The organism is Clostridium porci, assembly GCF_009696375.1.
Classification (GTDB): Bacteria; Bacillota; Clostridia; order Lachnospirales; family Lachnospiraceae; genus Enterocloster; species Enterocloster porci.
Genome location: NZ_VUMD01000010.1, coordinates 69,518 through 83,396, shown reverse-complemented (window position 1 = coordinate 83,396; position 13,879 = coordinate 69,518). Strand labels below are relative to the sequence as shown.

Below are 13,879 nucleotides of genomic sequence, written 5' to 3'. Positions count from 1 at the left end.
GATCACCTGATTATTTACGGAAGAAAGGGAAAACAGGAGGATAAGGAATGGGAAAAAAAACCAGGTGTATTGCCTTTGTGCTGATAATAGGACTGGGTGTTTTGTGGACATCCTTTTCCGGTCTGGCTGCTACCAAGCCGATTCACACAGTTAATATAAAGATTAATTCCGATCTGCAGCCTGGCAGTCATCTGCCAAGCATCCATATCGGTTCAGGCTCCGCGCCCGATGGAGGAATTATGGTGGATAAGGGTAACTCCCGTTACACTGTAACTGCGGCGCAATGGCTGGATAAAGGTTCGTCTTACGTGCTGGAGGCTGCTTCGGAGCCCCAGATGAGGGTGACACTGGAGCCGGAGGATGTAAGCGAATATTACTTTCTGGCCAGCTATAAGGAATCCAATGTAAAGATCAGCGGAGGCAGCTTTGTATCAGCCAGACGTGATGGGGATAATCTTTTGGTTACTCTGAGGGTAAGACCGGTAAAGGGGGAATTCAATCCCCCCAAGGACGCCTATTGGAATGAAAATAATCTTGGGGAGGCCAGATGGACGGCCCCGGAGAATGATTCAGGCTGCTATGAGCTGCAGCTTTTGCGGGATAACAAAAATGTGTATCGGGTGAGTCAGACTACTTCCCGAAGCTATAATTTTTATCCCTATATGACGGAAAAGGGGGACTATACCTTCAAGGTGCGTACCATACCAAAAACGGATGCCCAGAAGAAATATGGAAGTAAGAGCGACTATGTGGAATCTGGCGAGCTTCAGATTACGGATCGGTATGTTTCCGATGGAAAGGGGCAGCAGAAGAACGGAGCTGCGGCAGTCAGCGGAACCAGGGAAAAGGTAGGATGGTTCAGAGATGAGAATGGATGGCGCTACCGTTATCCTGACGGCAGCCTCTGCCGCAGCAAATGGTCGGAGATTGACGGACTTTGGTATTATTTTGATGAAAACGGGCGCATGATGACCGGCTGGCAGAATATAGGCGGCAGCAGCTATTATTTGCATGGTAACGGTCAGATGGCAGTTGGGTGGACGAAGATTGATGGGAAGTGGTATTATCTGCGGACAGAAACTGAGGATGGCCGGTATCCTGCCGGTTCCATGGTGTCTGGAGGCTGGAGGGTAATAGGACCTTACTATTATTATTTTAATGAGGACGGCAGCCTTTATACAGGCTGGCTCAAGTACGGAGGAAAGTGGTATTACCTCAATACAGTGGATAATAGCCTTCAGGGGGCTATGTTCACAGGCTGGATTAAACGGGATGGAAAAACTTATTTTACAGATTCCAACGGAGAGATGCTGGAGGGCTGGAGCCAGATTGACGGAAGCTGGTACTATTTCTATCCAGGATCAGGAGAGATGGCGTTCAGCACCTGGGTTGACGGAGCTTATCTGGATGCGGATGGAATCTGGAGACAGCAGTAGGAGGAAGTGCATATGAAAAACAACGATATGCCGTATAGAAGAATGGCCGCTGGTCTCACTGCTATTGCGGCAGTACTGGCCCTTGCGGGGGGGAAGAACATGACAGTTCAGGCAGCTGAATCCAGCGTGATTGAGACGGTTTCAGTGACCTTTAAGGCTAGCTTCGGAGAGCCGGAGGAGATACCGGAGCCAGAGATAACGGTAAGCGCAAGAGGGTGCTCTATGGGGGATATTCAGTTCCGCACAGATTATGACAAGTGGAAGCCGGGAAAGAAGGTTCGGGTTGAGGTTACGGTAAACGCAGAGGACGGAAAGGTATTTCCTGCCTCTCTCAACCGCTCTCAGTGCAAGGTAAGCGGAGCAGATTTCGTGTCGGCAAAGGCGCTGGATGACACCAGTCTGCAGGTTAAGGCAGATTACAGGCCCATAATGACGCTGGGAAATACGGAAAAAGCAGGGTGGAGCAGCACCTCCAAAAAGCGGGCGGTGTGGAAATCAGTGCCCTATGCGCCCGGCTATACCCTGACGCTTTATGGGGATGATAGGGTTGTCAAGCGTTTGAATACGGACACTAACAGCGCGAATCTGTCCGAATACATGAAGGATACAGACAAAACCTATTACTATGAGGTAAAGGCGGTGCCCCTTACCTCGGACGAGAAGAAATACCTTCGTGAGGGCGAGTTTGTCACTTCTACCGATCAGGAGTTTGACTGGAAGGATACAGAGAACGGATCCGTGCAGGAGGCAGGAGGAGCGGGAGACGGAGGTTCTCTGAAGGGCGGCAGCTATGTGCTTCCTGATGGCCGCAAAGAAACCAATGTCTGGAAGAAGATCTCCGGGAGCTGGTATTATTTTGATGGAAGCGGAAGGATGGTTACCGGCTGGCTGTTAGACGGCGGCAAATGGTACTATATGAATCAGGACGGAAGAATGGCAACCGGATGGGTGAATCTTAATAGCGATTCCTGGTTTTTGATGGCTGACAGCGGAGAGATGCTGACAGGCTGGCAGCAGCCTCAGCCGGGAAGCTGGTACTTTTTCAATCCGAGCGGTTATATGGAGCGGTATTGGATTCTGGTAAACGGCAAATGGTACTATATGGGGCAAGACGGAAGGATGGCGACTGGTTGGGTGAAGCTCAACGAAAGCTGGTATTATCTCTATAGCGACGGCAGCATGGCTGTTAATACAACTGTGGACGGATGGTCCATCAATGGAGAGGGAGTGGCCTCACAGCGCTGAAGATAAAGAAAAGGAGCAAGAGACATGGGACTGGTGACAACGGCAAAGGGAATCAATGAGTGGAGCGGAAGCAGCCTGAACGGCACCAAAGGGACTTACAAAGCCGGGGCCACAGGCGGGAATTTTCAGACAGCCCTGCTGAATGCGCGTCAAACTGTATCGGTGGATATGGACTCCATCTTTGAGGAGGCTTCTTCTGCTTACGGTGTGCCTGTGAACCTGATAAAGGCGGTGGCAAAGACAGAATCGAATTTTAATCCAAAGGCCGTATCGCATGCAGGAGCCATGGGCGTTATGCAGCTCATGCCGGGAACTGCCAAGAGCCTGGGGGTCAGCGATCCCTTTGACCCAAGGCAGAATATCATGGGAGGAACAAAGTATCTGAGAGAGAATCTGGAGCGTTTTAACGGAGACGTGAGTCTGGCTTTGGCCGCTTATAATGCAGGACCGGGAAGCGTGACGAAATACGGGGGCATTCCTCCCTACAAGGAAACACAGAATTATGTAAAGAAGGTAACCTCCTACATGGGAGGAGACGCTCTTTCTGCCGGACGCAGGGTTTACAGCGGGGGCTCAGGCTATGGAGGGGGAATGACCTACACAGGAGGTTCTTCCTTAGGTAAGAGCCTGTCTTTTGGCTTATACGGAAGCGGAAGCAGTAGTCAGGGTATTGGCTTATACGGAAGCGGAAGCAGTAGTCAAGGTAGTGGCTTATATGGAAGTGAAAGAAGCAGTCAGGGTGTTGGTCTATATGGAGGCGGCAGCCTTTATGGTATGTCATCCGATTCTCTGTCTATGGCGGCTTTGGGCAGCATATCTGTAGATCCGGACAGCAATACAGTGACTATGGACAAAGACAGCTACGTTGCTCTGGTACAGATGCTAAGGCTGCAGATGATGATGGATGCAAGCCGGGAGGTAGGAACAATTACTGTTTAGTGAGAGAAATTGAGGTATAACGTAATGGCGAACGACAGAAAAATGTATTCGATTCTAAAGGACTGTGACCGCTGCCGGGTATATGGAACCGACAACACCCCTTTGGCTGACGCCAGAGTGCAGAGCGTGGGGACAGAGGTCTGGCTGTATTTTAGAACCTCTCGTTTGAGAGACGCCAGAGTAAGGACACAGGTGGATTTTTATGACAGGCAGTCAGGGCTGCTTAGCTGTCTCTGCGAGCTTCTAATCCGCCGGAATCCGGCATTCCCCCAGATACCCGAAATCTGGATGGCAGACTGTAGGATTCTACGGGTGATTAAAATGGTGCAGAGACAGAAGGATGTGAGGGTCAAGACGCATGTGGAATCAGAGTTTCATACAGAGGCAGGAAGGCTCTTTTTTGGAACGGTTCAGAATCTGAGCGCGGGGGGATTGTACCTGCGTACCTTTCAGTCCCTTAAAACTAAGCAGAGACTTACCTTCCGGTGGCGTTCAGAGACTTTAGACAGGAATATTGCCTGTGTGGTCATAAGGGAGGATCCGCCTTTAAAAGGGCTCTTTGGATATGGATGCCAGTTTGTAAATCTTCCGCAAGAGGTAGAGGAGGATATTCGCCATTATGTGTATACAGAGCAGCAGAAAAGGAAAGAGAGATGCGATGAAGCTGAATCTAGTTATGATAGTAAAAAATGAGGAAGCCTCTCTGGGCCGCTGTCTGCAATCGGCAGGACCTTTGGCAGATGAGATCATACTGGCTGACACAGGCTCCACTGATGGAACGAGGGAGCTGGCTTTGTCCATGGGAGCTAGGGTGTGGGATTTCCCCTGGGCAGATGATTTTTCCGCTGCCCGGAATTTTGCTCTGGATCATTCGGATGGAGACTGGAATTTAGTTCTGGATGGAGACGAGTATCTGCGTCCCTGTAGCCGGGAAGTCTTAACCCAGGCAATCGAGGCTCATAAGGGAAGCTGGCTTGGCGGAATTGTCCGGCATGACGCATTTGCAGAGGGGAATGAAATCAGCTGCAGCACGTCTCTGCTTCCACGCCTCCTTCCCAGAGGAGTACGCTACACTGGGATTATTCATGAGCAGCCGGATTGCCCGTTCCCCTGTATTCCGCTTCCTTTGGAGGCGGATCATGACGGCTATTTAAGAAAGGGAAAGGGAGAGAGGAATCTTCCTTATCTTATTCATGCGGTAGATTTGCATCCTGAGGATGGGTATTACCAATTCCAACTGGCCTCAACGCTGCGGAATCTGGGACGCCTTGAGGAGAGCCTGGGGCCCTTCAGAGCTTTTTATCGCTATGGAAACAGGATGGGAGCATACTGGGCGGGGGGAGTAGTTCTTTATCTCTATACGCTGATGGATCTGGGGGGGAGTGAGAAGCTTAAGGAGGCAAAGAAAGTTGTGGAATCGGAGCGGCATTCTCTCAGCGCCTTAGCAGATTTTTCCTTTGTCTGCGGCCTTTTTTATATGAAGCTGGTACTGTCGGAACCCAGCCGCTATATTGCGTATCTGCCTGAGATAGAGAGCTGCTATCTCAGGTGTCTTTCCATTGGGGAGCGGCCGCTGGACGGAGGCGTAACAGGAACCGGCTCCTTTAAAGCAGCTTATAACCTGGGAACCTGGTACGAGGCGTCTGGACAGAGGGAGAAGGCGCTTCAATATTACAGGTTGGCTGCGGGGCAGGGCTATGCTCCTGCCGAAAAACGGCTTCAGGCTCTCCGTTCCTAGCGTATAGCTGAATGGCCTCCACTTGCACAGCCTGCTTTGTAGTATACCCGGTTCAGATTCATCTGGTATTGCCAACTGGCGGCTCTCACAGTTTTGCATGTATCTGACAGAAAGCATGCTGCCGGGAAACTATAAAGCACATCTTATGTTAAGGAAAATCCTGCCGATAATTATACTATACGATAAATGATTAAAAGCATATGCAAAGGTTGATGCATACAGGAAATAAACGAAAGGGGATAGAGGACAGATGTTCATTCAGCATAACATAGGCGGTATGAACGCCAACAGAAACAGAGGGATCACGAACAGCAATCTGAGTAAATCCCTGGAGAAGCTGTCCAGCGGGTACAGAATTAATCGGGCCGGTGACGATGCGGCTGGACTTGCTATCTCTGAGATCATGCGCAGGCAGATCAACGGTTTGGATCAGGCTATGCGAAATGTAAATGACGGAATCGGGATGTCCCAGACTGGGGAGGGAGCCCTGGCGGAGATTCATTCCATGCTCCACCGCATGGAAACCTTATCTGTCCAGGCTGCCAACGGCACCTACTCGACGGTAGCCAGAGAGAATATTGAGGCGGAACGGCTGCAGCTGTTAGATGAGATTGACCGAATAGGCAAGTCTACAGATTTCAACAGTATTCCTATGTTTGACAGCGAGGACCCGCCGCTTCCTATTGTGCCTCCCCAGGCAAAGGAGGCGATTACGCTTCAGATTGGCTATTCTTCTCCGGAGACTCTGGATATGACCCGCTATTACCTGAGCAGCAAGGCGCTGCGGCTGGACGCTACTGATTTTACATCTGAAGATGCTGCCAACGCTTCCGTGGACATAATCAGGGACGCAGTACAGGCTGTCTCCCAGATCCGTTCCCATTTCGGCGCGATCCAGAGCCATTTAGAGCATACTCATAATAATCTGGGCGTTACCAAGGAGAATATGACTGCTGCCGAGAGTCAAATCCGGGATACCAATATGGCTGAGGAGTTTACGGTTTACACAAAGGAGAATATCGTGTTCCAGGTAGGCGCTTCCATGTGCGCTCAGGCCAATGCCGTTCCCCAGGCGATTCTTCAGCTTCTCCGGGGATAGGCTCAATCATAAAATCTTTTTAACAAAGTCTTAAGTTAGAGAGAAGCTTGACGATATATATATTTGTAAGGCAAGCTTCTTTAATATAGATTGAAAAAGCTTTACAGATTTTTCAGCGAAGGGCCCGCGCTGGAAAATACCGGGGACAAGGAGGTTCCTGGCTCGACAACCATGGATGAGGAGGAAACATTATGATTATACAGCACAATATTGCGGCAATCAATTCATTCAGAAATTTAGGAATCAACCAGAGCGCTCTGAATAAGAACCTGGAGAAGCTGTCATCTGGTTACAAGATTAACCGTGCAGGCGACGACGCGGCAGGTCTGGCTATTTCTGAGAGCATGAGATCTCAGATCAATGGTCTGAATCAGGCAACTCAGAACGCTGAGGATTCCATCGGCTTGATCAAGACCGCTGAGGGAGCTCTGACTGAGGTTCATTCCATGCTTCAGCGTATGTCAACTCTGGCAACCCAGGCTGCTAACGGCACCTACAACAGCGTTGCAAGATCAAACATCCAGAGTGAGATCATAGAGCTGAATGCAGAGATCGACCGTATCGCTAAGAACACTGACTTTAACGGAATCAAGCCGATTTCCGCTCAAGGCATGATGACCTTCCAGATTGGACCAAGCTCCGCTGAGACCATTAAGGTTACACTTCAGGGCATGGCGTCTACAGATATCGGAGTAGATAAGATCAATGTAAGCAATGCAACCAATTCAGCTGGTATCAAAGCAGCAAATGAAGCCATCGATACAATCAGAGCTGCTATCGATAAAGTATCTCAGTTCCGCGCTAAGCTGGGTGCTGCTCAGAACAGGCTTGAGCATACGGTTAACAACCTGAGGGTTACCTCTGAGAACCTTACAGCAGCTGAGAGCCGTATCCGTGATACAGACATGGCAGATGAGATTACAGCATTTACGAAGAATAACATTCTTCTTCAGTCTTCCCAGTCCATGCTGGCACAGTCCAATGCAGCGCCTCAGGGCATCTTAAATCTGCTGCGGTAAGAGCAAATTTATATGCAGCCCGGTTCAGGGGCTGCATAAACAAAAGGGTGGATGTAATAAAAAGTCATTTCAAAAGCACAGGCTTGGAAATGACTTTTTATCATATCTTCAGAAAAAACGGAGGAAAACCTATTGAAACCAAAGGCAGGCGTGCGCGTCTCCCAGTGCATGATTGTAAAAAATGAGGAGAAAAACATAGAGAAGGCTCTCTCCTGGGGAAGGGACTTTATGTATGAGCAGATTGTGGTGGATACCGGTTCAACTGACCGCACCCCGGAAATAGCAAGAGAGCTGGGAGCCAAGCTGCTGTTTTACCAGTGGAGGGATGATTTTGCGGCAGCTAAAAATTTTGCCATTGAGCAAGCTGTGGGAGACTGGATTGTATTTATGGATGCGGACGAATACCCGGCGCCGGGGGATGAGGCAAAAATACTGCGCCTTTTAGAGCAGCTACAAGAAACAGATTTTGACGGGATCTCCACCGGTTGGCAGCAGATTGACGAAAGCGGGCAGATCACTGCCTCAGGTACTCAGGTCCGCATCTTTAGGAACCGCTCGGATCTTCGTTACAGGCGCAGAATCCATGAGCAGCTGGCTTCTACGGAAGGACGGGCCCTGCGGCTGGGGGACGCGGTTGCTGATATATCTATTTTCCATACAGGCTATCAGAAGGCCGTCATGAAGGAAAAGAAAAGCAGTGAACGGAATAAAAGGCTGATTTTGGCGGAGCTTAAGGAACATCCTGGAGACAGGGAAATGTTGGGCTATATGGGAGACGAGAGCTTTGAGGAGGGGAACACAGAGGAGGCGAAGAGATGGTACTATCAGGCCATTGGAGGGCTCCATGAGGAGCTTCCGGATAATGACCAAAGAAGCTCAGCCACCTTTTCCAAGCTTTTGCTCATTCTCACTGGCGAGGAATCGGGCAGGGCTCAGTCAGAGGAGGAGGCTTTACCGGAAGAACCTTCCCAGTGGACAGAGGCGGAGGCTGTTTATAGGCAAGCAGTTAAGGCGCTTCCAAAGGAGGCAGATTTCGATTACATTGCTGGACTATATTTTTATAGAAACAACCGGTTAAAAGAGGCCGCAGCCTTTATGGAGCTGGCTTTGGATAAGCTGGGCAAATACGGAAATTCAAACCGGGCTATGTATCTATCAGCCCAATTACCCTCCGCATACAATCTGCTGGTTAAGTGCCTCTGTGAGACAGGGCAGAGGGAGAAATGTGTGAACCAGGCAGTATCCTATCTGAAATGTATGCCTGAGGACATGGCAGTCTTGTCCTGGCTGCTGAGGGCCTTGTCTGTCCCAAACCTTACTGAAAAAGGGATGGGAGAGATTGTGGCATTTTTAGGAAGGCTTTACGATTTTTCTGGACTGAGAGCGAAGCTGCTGGTGACGAAGTGCGCCAGGGCTGCAGGCTGCGAAGCATTGGGAGGTTTTATGGAAAAGGAGCTCTTTACACAGGAGGAACAGAGCATTCTGGGGATTATATAGCGAAGGAGGATAAAGGTTTGAAAAAAAGGAAAAGGGAGGCAGGGATCTCCCAGTGTATGATTGTAAAAAATGAGGAGGAGAATATTGAGAGAGCCCTTTCCTGGGGCAAGGGAATTGTCACGGAGCAGATTGTGATTGATACGGGGTCAACGGATCGGACCGTGGAGCTGGCTCTCAAAGCAGGGGCACAGGTCTACCATTTTCAGTGGATTGATGATTTTGCCGCTGCTAAAAATTTTGCCATCAGCAAGGCTGGCTGTCCCTGGATTGCTATGCTGGACGCGGATGAATATTTTACAAGGGAGGACGCAAACAAGCTGTTAGAATATGTGGAAAAGCTTCAGGATTCCAAATATGGTCAGATTCTTACAGGTCTGGCGAATCTGGATGACGAGGGAGCCATGATAGCGGGGGGAAGCCATGTGCGTGTATTCAGGAACCGGCCGGGGCTGCGCTATAAGAGAAGAGTGCATGAATACCTGGCCTGTGAAGGAGAGAAGGACTGTGATCTGGTGGACGCCTCAGAGGAGCTGTGTATTTACCATACCGGTTATTCAGGAAAGGAATCGGCGAAAAAGCAGGGAAGAAACCGGGAGCTGATCCTTGCGGAGCTTAAGGAGCATCCGGAGGATGGAGAGATGCTGGCCTATCTGGCAGACGAATATTTTTCAGAGGGTAGGTTTGATGAGGCCAGAGAAGCCTATAGAGAGGCTATTCAAAAAATGGAGCCTGTACCCATGGACTATTCTGTAAGAAATGCTATGACCTTTGTTAAATTTTTGTCTATGCTCTCAAAGCAGGGGGTGGACTGTGAGGAGGAGCTTATAAAGGTGTATGGACAGGCAGTAAGCCGCCTGCCCAAGGAAGCAGATTTTGATTATGTTTTGGGGAGATATTACGCAGGGAAGGGAACCTTCGGAAAGGGAGAGGAGCATCTTTCTAAGGCGGTGGGGCTTTTGGAGAAATACGGCAATACATATAAAGCTATGATGCTGTCTGCTCACCTGCCGGAGACCTATGAGCTTTTGGCTGCCTGTTGCTATAATAATGGAAATTTAAGAGGCTGCGTCAACTATGCCACAGTCCTTTTGAGACAGAATCCTTATCTTATGTCCACCCTCTATCTGATGCTTTCTGCCTTCCGGCAGAGTGAACAGGAGGCAGAAGGGAAGCCCTCAGAGGATGCGGCGGAAGTAGCTGTGTTTTTAGGAAGGCTTTACAATTTTAATGCTATGAAAGACAGGCTTTTTGTGCTGAAGGCTGCCATGAAGGCTGAGTACGGCAGCCTGGTTAAAATCATCCGAGGAATGTTTTCAGAGGTGGAACTGGCTTGTGTGGACATGGCAGTTCATAAATAGTACCTGAAAGGCAATAAGATTGAAAAGAGAGGATTTCAAACGTTATTAGAAAATGTGCCTTACCTCTCTGAATCCTTGAGGATCCCTAGGGACCACAAGGGTCCTCCGCTGTCATAGCTGCCCTTCAGCTCATCCATAAGCTGCTGTAAATCCCACTCTACAGTACTATTGGGCAGGCTGTTGGGATCTGCTATATGGACATTTCCATTGTCACAGTAATTGGTGATTACAATAAAATGCCCCACTTTGGTCAGGCTTCCCCTTCCCATAAGGGCTACCAGAAGGCGTCCCTCTTTTAGAATATTTCTTACATTTTCAGGCGTTCGATCAGGTACGCTTTCCACAGAAAGGCCGAAGGCAGAAAGCCCATCAGGAATCAGGCTGTGAGAAGATCCGCTGCCCTGGACAAAGTAGCCGTTAGCGGCAGCCCAGTCGGCAATTTCCACAGGCGTGACTGTGGAGGGAGTGAAGCTGTTAACCACCATAGCCACGGCCGTAGGGCCGCAGCCGTAGCTGCCGATGGGATCTGTACCTCCGTACAGATAGCTGCTCCATCGAGCATCACCCTGGTTGTAATACAGCATTGGGCCCAGGGCTGTGTCCAGCATTACCATATAGATATTATCTTCAAAATAACTGTAGTCGGAGGTATTTGTATTTAAGTCAGATATTTCTCCTAAGTCAGTGGAGGGAGTTAAAAAAGGGATCTCCTCATCACTGGAGGGGAGATGTTCCTGGTATACAGGGGAGGATGGAGTGCCAAAAGGGACAGACTGAGGCTTTGCAGCAGCCTTTTGTCTGGAAGCAGCCAGGATATTAACCTGGTTCCGGATTTGGGAAAGTCTGCTTTCCGCCTCCTGATACAAGCTCTGGCTCCATTCTGCCGCTTCCTTAAAGGTAAAGGGGCGGAAATAAACGAAAAGACTGATTGCAAGGGATAAGGAGGCTGCTACAATGGAAGCAGCTATTATTCGCTCCAATCGGTTTTTATTCTTCATAGTTGCTTTTTTCATAGGTTCTATAGATGGGAAATGATATTTTGAGCAATCGAGTCCAGAGGAGCCTGTGAGCATACAGCCCCTATTTTCCATGCTTCCATGGGCATGCCATACACAACGCAGGTATCCTTATCCTGTCCGATGGTATATGCGCCGTTCTTTCTCATGCGAAGCAGGCCGGCTGCTCCGTCAGCGCCCATACCGGTAAGAAGGATTCCCATAGCCTTTTCACGGGCATGGATAGCCACGGAATCAAAAAGCACATCTACAGAAGGGCAATGTCCGTTCACCTTCTCATCCTTAGAGCAGGAAACTCCATAGCCGTTTCCCATGCGAACGACCCGCATCTGAAGTCCTCCAGGGGCCAGCAGAGCCAGTCCGGGATACAGCCTGTCACCATGCTTGGCTTCCCGCACTTCCATGGAGCATAGACGGTTTAGCCGCTCTGCATACATGGCAGTAAAGCCAGCCGGCATATGCTGGGTGATGACAATTCCCGGCAGAGTAGGAGGGAGCTGCTGCAGAATCTGAAGGATTGCTTCTGTTCCGCCGGTAGACGCGCCAATGGCGATAAGCCGGCCAGCATCTGCGGCGGATTTGTTTACACGTACGCTGGCGGATGCCCCGGAAGCTGTGCGCCCATAGGAGGAGCGTGAAGCGGCTGGCTTTGAGACAGGGGAAGCTTGAAGAGTGCCGGGAAGCTGAACCCTGGCTTTAGATCCGATAACCACCTTGGCTTTCAGCATATTGAGAAAGGCTTCCTTTCCCAGGCTGTTCTCCATATCAGGCTTGCGTACAAAATCCACTGCTCCGGCAGCCAGCGCGTCAAATACACACATGTTCAGGGAGGATACTAGAATAACAGGAATAGGATGTACAGGCAGAAGCTCCTTTAAAAATTCTAGGCCGGACATCCCTGGCATTTCTATATCCAGAGTCAGCAGATCCGGCCTTAAAAGAGGAATCTTATGTTTTGCGTCAAATGCATTGGCGGCATAGCCTACTATTTCAAAGCGGGGGTCCTTTCCAAGAGACTGGACCAGCCAGTTACGAAAAAGGACTGAGTCGTCAACGACCATTACCCGTATTTTTTGCTCCATATATAAAACCTTCTTTCTAATAGCCGCTTACAGGGGGCAGAAGCGGGCTTTCAAGTGCCGGACCTGAGAGCCGGCAGCGCCGGGAGTATAAAGCGGCAGAATAAAACGTTTGGATATTAAGCTTTCCGGTATATAGCCGGAAGAAGGTAGCGGTATGGGCAAACCGACTTGGTAAGACTTTCGGAATGTCCGATAAACAGGTAGCCTCCCGGCACAGTTGCCTCGTAGAACCGTCTGACCAGAGAATCCTTTGTTTCCTGAGAAAAATAGATCATGACGTTTCGGCAAAAAATCAAATCAAATTTCTTTTTGAAGCGTATAGGCTCCATTAAATTGAAGGGCTTAAATATAACGTTGCTCTTAATTGCCGGGGAGACTGCGTATTCTCCTTCGCCTGTGCGGATGAAATATTTCTGTTTCCAGGAAGCCGGAAGAGGAGACAGATTCTCCTCCGTATAGGAGGCAGTCTTGGCTGTGTCCAGGATTTTCTGAGAAATATCGGTTGCCAGAACTCTGGTATCCCAAAGAGGGGCCTTCGAGCCGAAGAACTCCTTCAGGTACATGGAAATTGTAAATGGCTCCTCTCCGGAAGAGCAGCCTGCGCTCCAGATGGACAGCGTCCGATCATGGCTGTGGGACTGGGCCAGGTAAGGCAAAACCACCTCCCAGAGATATTGGAAATGTTCCTTTTCTCTGAGAAAATAGGTGTAGTTGGTAGTGAGCTTGTTCAGCATAGCTGTAACCATTCCTGGGTCTCGGCCGGAGAGAATATCGTCTACATAGGCGGAGAAATCCTGAAAGCCTTGGGCAGCCAGGGAGTTGGAAAGACGGCTGACAATCAGCTGCTTTTTTTTGCTCAGGTCAATTCCATAATGCTTTTGAATATAACGGTACAGCCGCTGAAAATCGCTGTCTGTAAGGTTCAGCATATGATAGAGATCCTCCTGTCGGTTGGTTGTTAGCTGAATTCTTATTCAGCGTTTGCGAGAGCCTGGCAGTCAATGGACATGAGAACGCTTCCATCCTCCATAGTAACCATGCCGTCTAACAGCTTCTGCCTGCGTTTTAGGGGGATCGGGTGAACCTCCTTTAAATCAATATCAGCTACCTGCCGCACCGAATCTACGATAATTCCCATGGGAACTGAATCAATGTTCAGCACAATGACGCAGGTTTTGCCGGTGTATTTGGCGGCCTCCTTTCCCATGCGCTGCTGTATGTCTATCACAGGAAGAATCTGTCCTCTCAGATTGACGATCCCCTTAATATAGGGAGGAACCAGAGGAAGGGGTGTGATGGAGTGGTTGTCGATGATTTCAATCACATATTTTGTGCTGATATAGAGGACAAGATTACCCGACTCAAAGGTCAGGCAGCGCTCAATGGAGGCGCCCTCATTTTTTGGAGTGGCTCCTGCCATGTTCTGCGGTATATTCTGTTCACCCATGAC

The 13,879-nt window shown here is 49.5% G+C and carries 13 protein-coding genes; 9 read left to right on the top strand and 4 right to left on the bottom strand.

All coding sequences use genetic code 11. From position 1 onward, the window contains the following. Nucleotides 1-47 precede the first annotated feature (47 nt). From FYJ39_RS12415 to FYJ39_RS12375, 9 genes are all read left to right on the top strand, one after another. Nucleotides 48-1,436 carry an N-acetylmuramoyl-L-alanine amidase family protein gene (locus tag FYJ39_RS12415; protein ID WP_154472772.1) on the top strand — a complete coding sequence of 463 codons (1,389 nt, stop codon included), beginning with the start codon at nucleotides 48-50 and terminating at the stop codon, nucleotides 1,434-1,436. 12 nt (nucleotides 1,437-1,448) lie between these two features. Further along, the gene (locus FYJ39_RS12410) at nucleotides 1,449-2,681 is read left to right on the top strand and encodes an N-acetylmuramoyl-L-alanine amidase family protein (protein ID WP_235919828.1); all 1,233 of its coding nucleotides are present in this window, start codon (nucleotides 1,449-1,451) and stop codon (nucleotides 2,679-2,681) included. A gap of 24 nt (nucleotides 2,682-2,705) precedes the next feature. Beyond that, a complete protein-coding gene (locus tag FYJ39_RS12405; RefSeq protein WP_154472771.1) occupies nucleotides 2,706-3,620 on the top strand; it encodes a lytic transglycosylase domain-containing protein in 915 nt (304 codons plus the stop codon). 24 nt (nucleotides 3,621-3,644) lie between these two features. Next, nucleotides 3,645-4,313 (top strand): PilZ domain-containing protein, encoded by a 669-nt coding sequence (locus tag FYJ39_RS12400; RefSeq protein WP_154472770.1) that lies wholly within the window; start codon nucleotides 3,645-3,647, stop codon nucleotides 4,311-4,313. Further along, nucleotides 4,240-5,358 (top strand): glycosyltransferase family 2 protein, encoded by a 1,119-nt coding sequence (locus FYJ39_RS12395; RefSeq protein WP_235919827.1) that lies wholly within the window; start codon nucleotides 4,240-4,242, stop codon nucleotides 5,356-5,358. Before FYJ39_RS12400 ends, FYJ39_RS12395 begins: the two co-directional genes overlap by 74 nt. A gap of 250 nt (nucleotides 5,359-5,608) precedes the next feature. After that, entirely contained in the window at nucleotides 5,609-6,457 is an 849-nt protein-coding gene (locus tag FYJ39_RS12390; protein WP_154472768.1) for a flagellin N-terminal helical domain-containing protein, read from the top strand. 191 nt (nucleotides 6,458-6,648) lie between these two features. Then, entirely contained in the window at nucleotides 6,649-7,476 is an 828-nt protein-coding gene (locus tag FYJ39_RS12385) for a flagellin N-terminal helical domain-containing protein (protein WP_154472767.1), read from the top strand. 132 nt (nucleotides 7,477-7,608) lie between these two features. Next, nucleotides 7,609-8,973 carry a glycosyltransferase gene (locus FYJ39_RS12380; protein ID WP_154472766.1) on the top strand — a complete coding sequence of 455 codons (1,365 nt, stop codon included), beginning with the start codon at nucleotides 7,609-7,611 and terminating at the stop codon, nucleotides 8,971-8,973. Between the two features lie 17 nt (nucleotides 8,974-8,990). Continuing rightward, entirely contained in the window at nucleotides 8,991-10,331 is a 1,341-nt protein-coding gene (locus FYJ39_RS12375) for a tetratricopeptide repeat-containing glycosyltransferase family 2 protein (protein WP_235919826.1), read from the top strand. Nucleotides 10,332-10,390: 59 nt separating this feature from the next. Here FYJ39_RS12375 and FYJ39_RS12370 read toward each other — a convergent pair whose 3' ends face one another. The 4 genes from FYJ39_RS12370 to FYJ39_RS12355 all read right to left on the bottom strand — a co-directional run bounded on the left by FYJ39_RS12370 (nucleotide 10,391) and on the right by FYJ39_RS12355 (nucleotide 13,876). Continuing rightward, nucleotides 10,391-11,329 (bottom strand): C39 family peptidase, encoded by a 939-nt coding sequence (locus tag FYJ39_RS12370; RefSeq protein ID WP_195840428.1) that lies wholly within the window; start codon nucleotides 11,327-11,329, stop codon nucleotides 10,391-10,393. A gap of 20 nt (nucleotides 11,330-11,349) precedes the next feature. Then, nucleotides 11,350-12,429 (bottom strand): protein-glutamate methylesterase/protein-glutamine glutaminase, encoded by a 1,080-nt coding sequence (locus FYJ39_RS12365; RefSeq protein WP_154472764.1) that lies wholly within the window; start codon nucleotides 12,427-12,429, stop codon nucleotides 11,350-11,352. A gap of 116 nt (nucleotides 12,430-12,545) precedes the next feature. Beyond that, nucleotides 12,546-13,358 (bottom strand): CheR family methyltransferase, encoded by an 813-nt coding sequence (locus tag FYJ39_RS12360; RefSeq protein WP_154472763.1) that lies wholly within the window; start codon nucleotides 13,356-13,358, stop codon nucleotides 12,546-12,548. Between the two features lie 41 nt (nucleotides 13,359-13,399). Then, nucleotides 13,400-13,876, bottom strand: a complete 477-nt coding sequence (locus FYJ39_RS12355) for a chemotaxis protein CheW (RefSeq protein ID WP_154472762.1) — start codon at nucleotides 13,874-13,876, stop codon at nucleotides 13,400-13,402. Nucleotides 13,877-13,879: the final 3 nt, after the last annotated feature.

What these genes read in the sequence shown, in the direction of transcription:
- FYJ39_RS12395 (WP_235919827.1), top strand. Translation starts at nt 4,240, where the DNA reads ATGTGTATACAGAGCAGCAGAAAAGGAAAGAGAGATGCGATGAAGCTG.
- FYJ39_RS12355 (WP_154472762.1), bottom strand. Translation starts at nt 13,876, where the DNA reads ATGGGTGAACAGAATATACCGCAGAACATGGCAGGAGCCACTCCAAAA.
- FYJ39_RS12415 (WP_154472772.1), top strand. Translation starts at nt 48, where the DNA reads ATGGGAAAAAAAACCAGGTGTATTGCCTTTGTGCTGATAATAGGACTG.
- FYJ39_RS12390 (WP_154472768.1), top strand. Translation starts at nt 5,609, where the DNA reads ATGTTCATTCAGCATAACATAGGCGGTATGAACGCCAACAGAAACAGA.
- FYJ39_RS12365 (WP_154472764.1), bottom strand. Translation starts at nt 12,429, where the DNA reads ATGGAGCAAAAAATACGGGTAATGGTCGTTGACGACTCAGTCCTTTTT.
- FYJ39_RS12405 (WP_154472771.1), top strand. Translation starts at nt 2,706, where the DNA reads ATGGGACTGGTGACAACGGCAAAGGGAATCAATGAGTGGAGCGGAAGC.
- FYJ39_RS12385 (WP_154472767.1), top strand. Translation starts at nt 6,649, where the DNA reads ATGATTATACAGCACAATATTGCGGCAATCAATTCATTCAGAAATTTA.
- FYJ39_RS12360 (WP_154472763.1), bottom strand. Translation starts at nt 13,358, where the DNA reads ATGCTGAACCTTACAGACAGCGATTTTCAGCGGCTGTACCGTTATATT.
- FYJ39_RS12410 (WP_235919828.1), top strand. Translation starts at nt 1,449, where the DNA reads ATGAAAAACAACGATATGCCGTATAGAAGAATGGCCGCTGGTCTCACT.
- FYJ39_RS12370 (WP_195840428.1), bottom strand. Translation starts at nt 11,329, where the DNA reads ATGAAGAATAAAAACCGATTGGAGCGAATAATAGCTGCTTCCATTGTA.
- FYJ39_RS12400 (WP_154472770.1), top strand. Translation starts at nt 3,645, where the DNA reads ATGGCGAACGACAGAAAAATGTATTCGATTCTAAAGGACTGTGACCGC.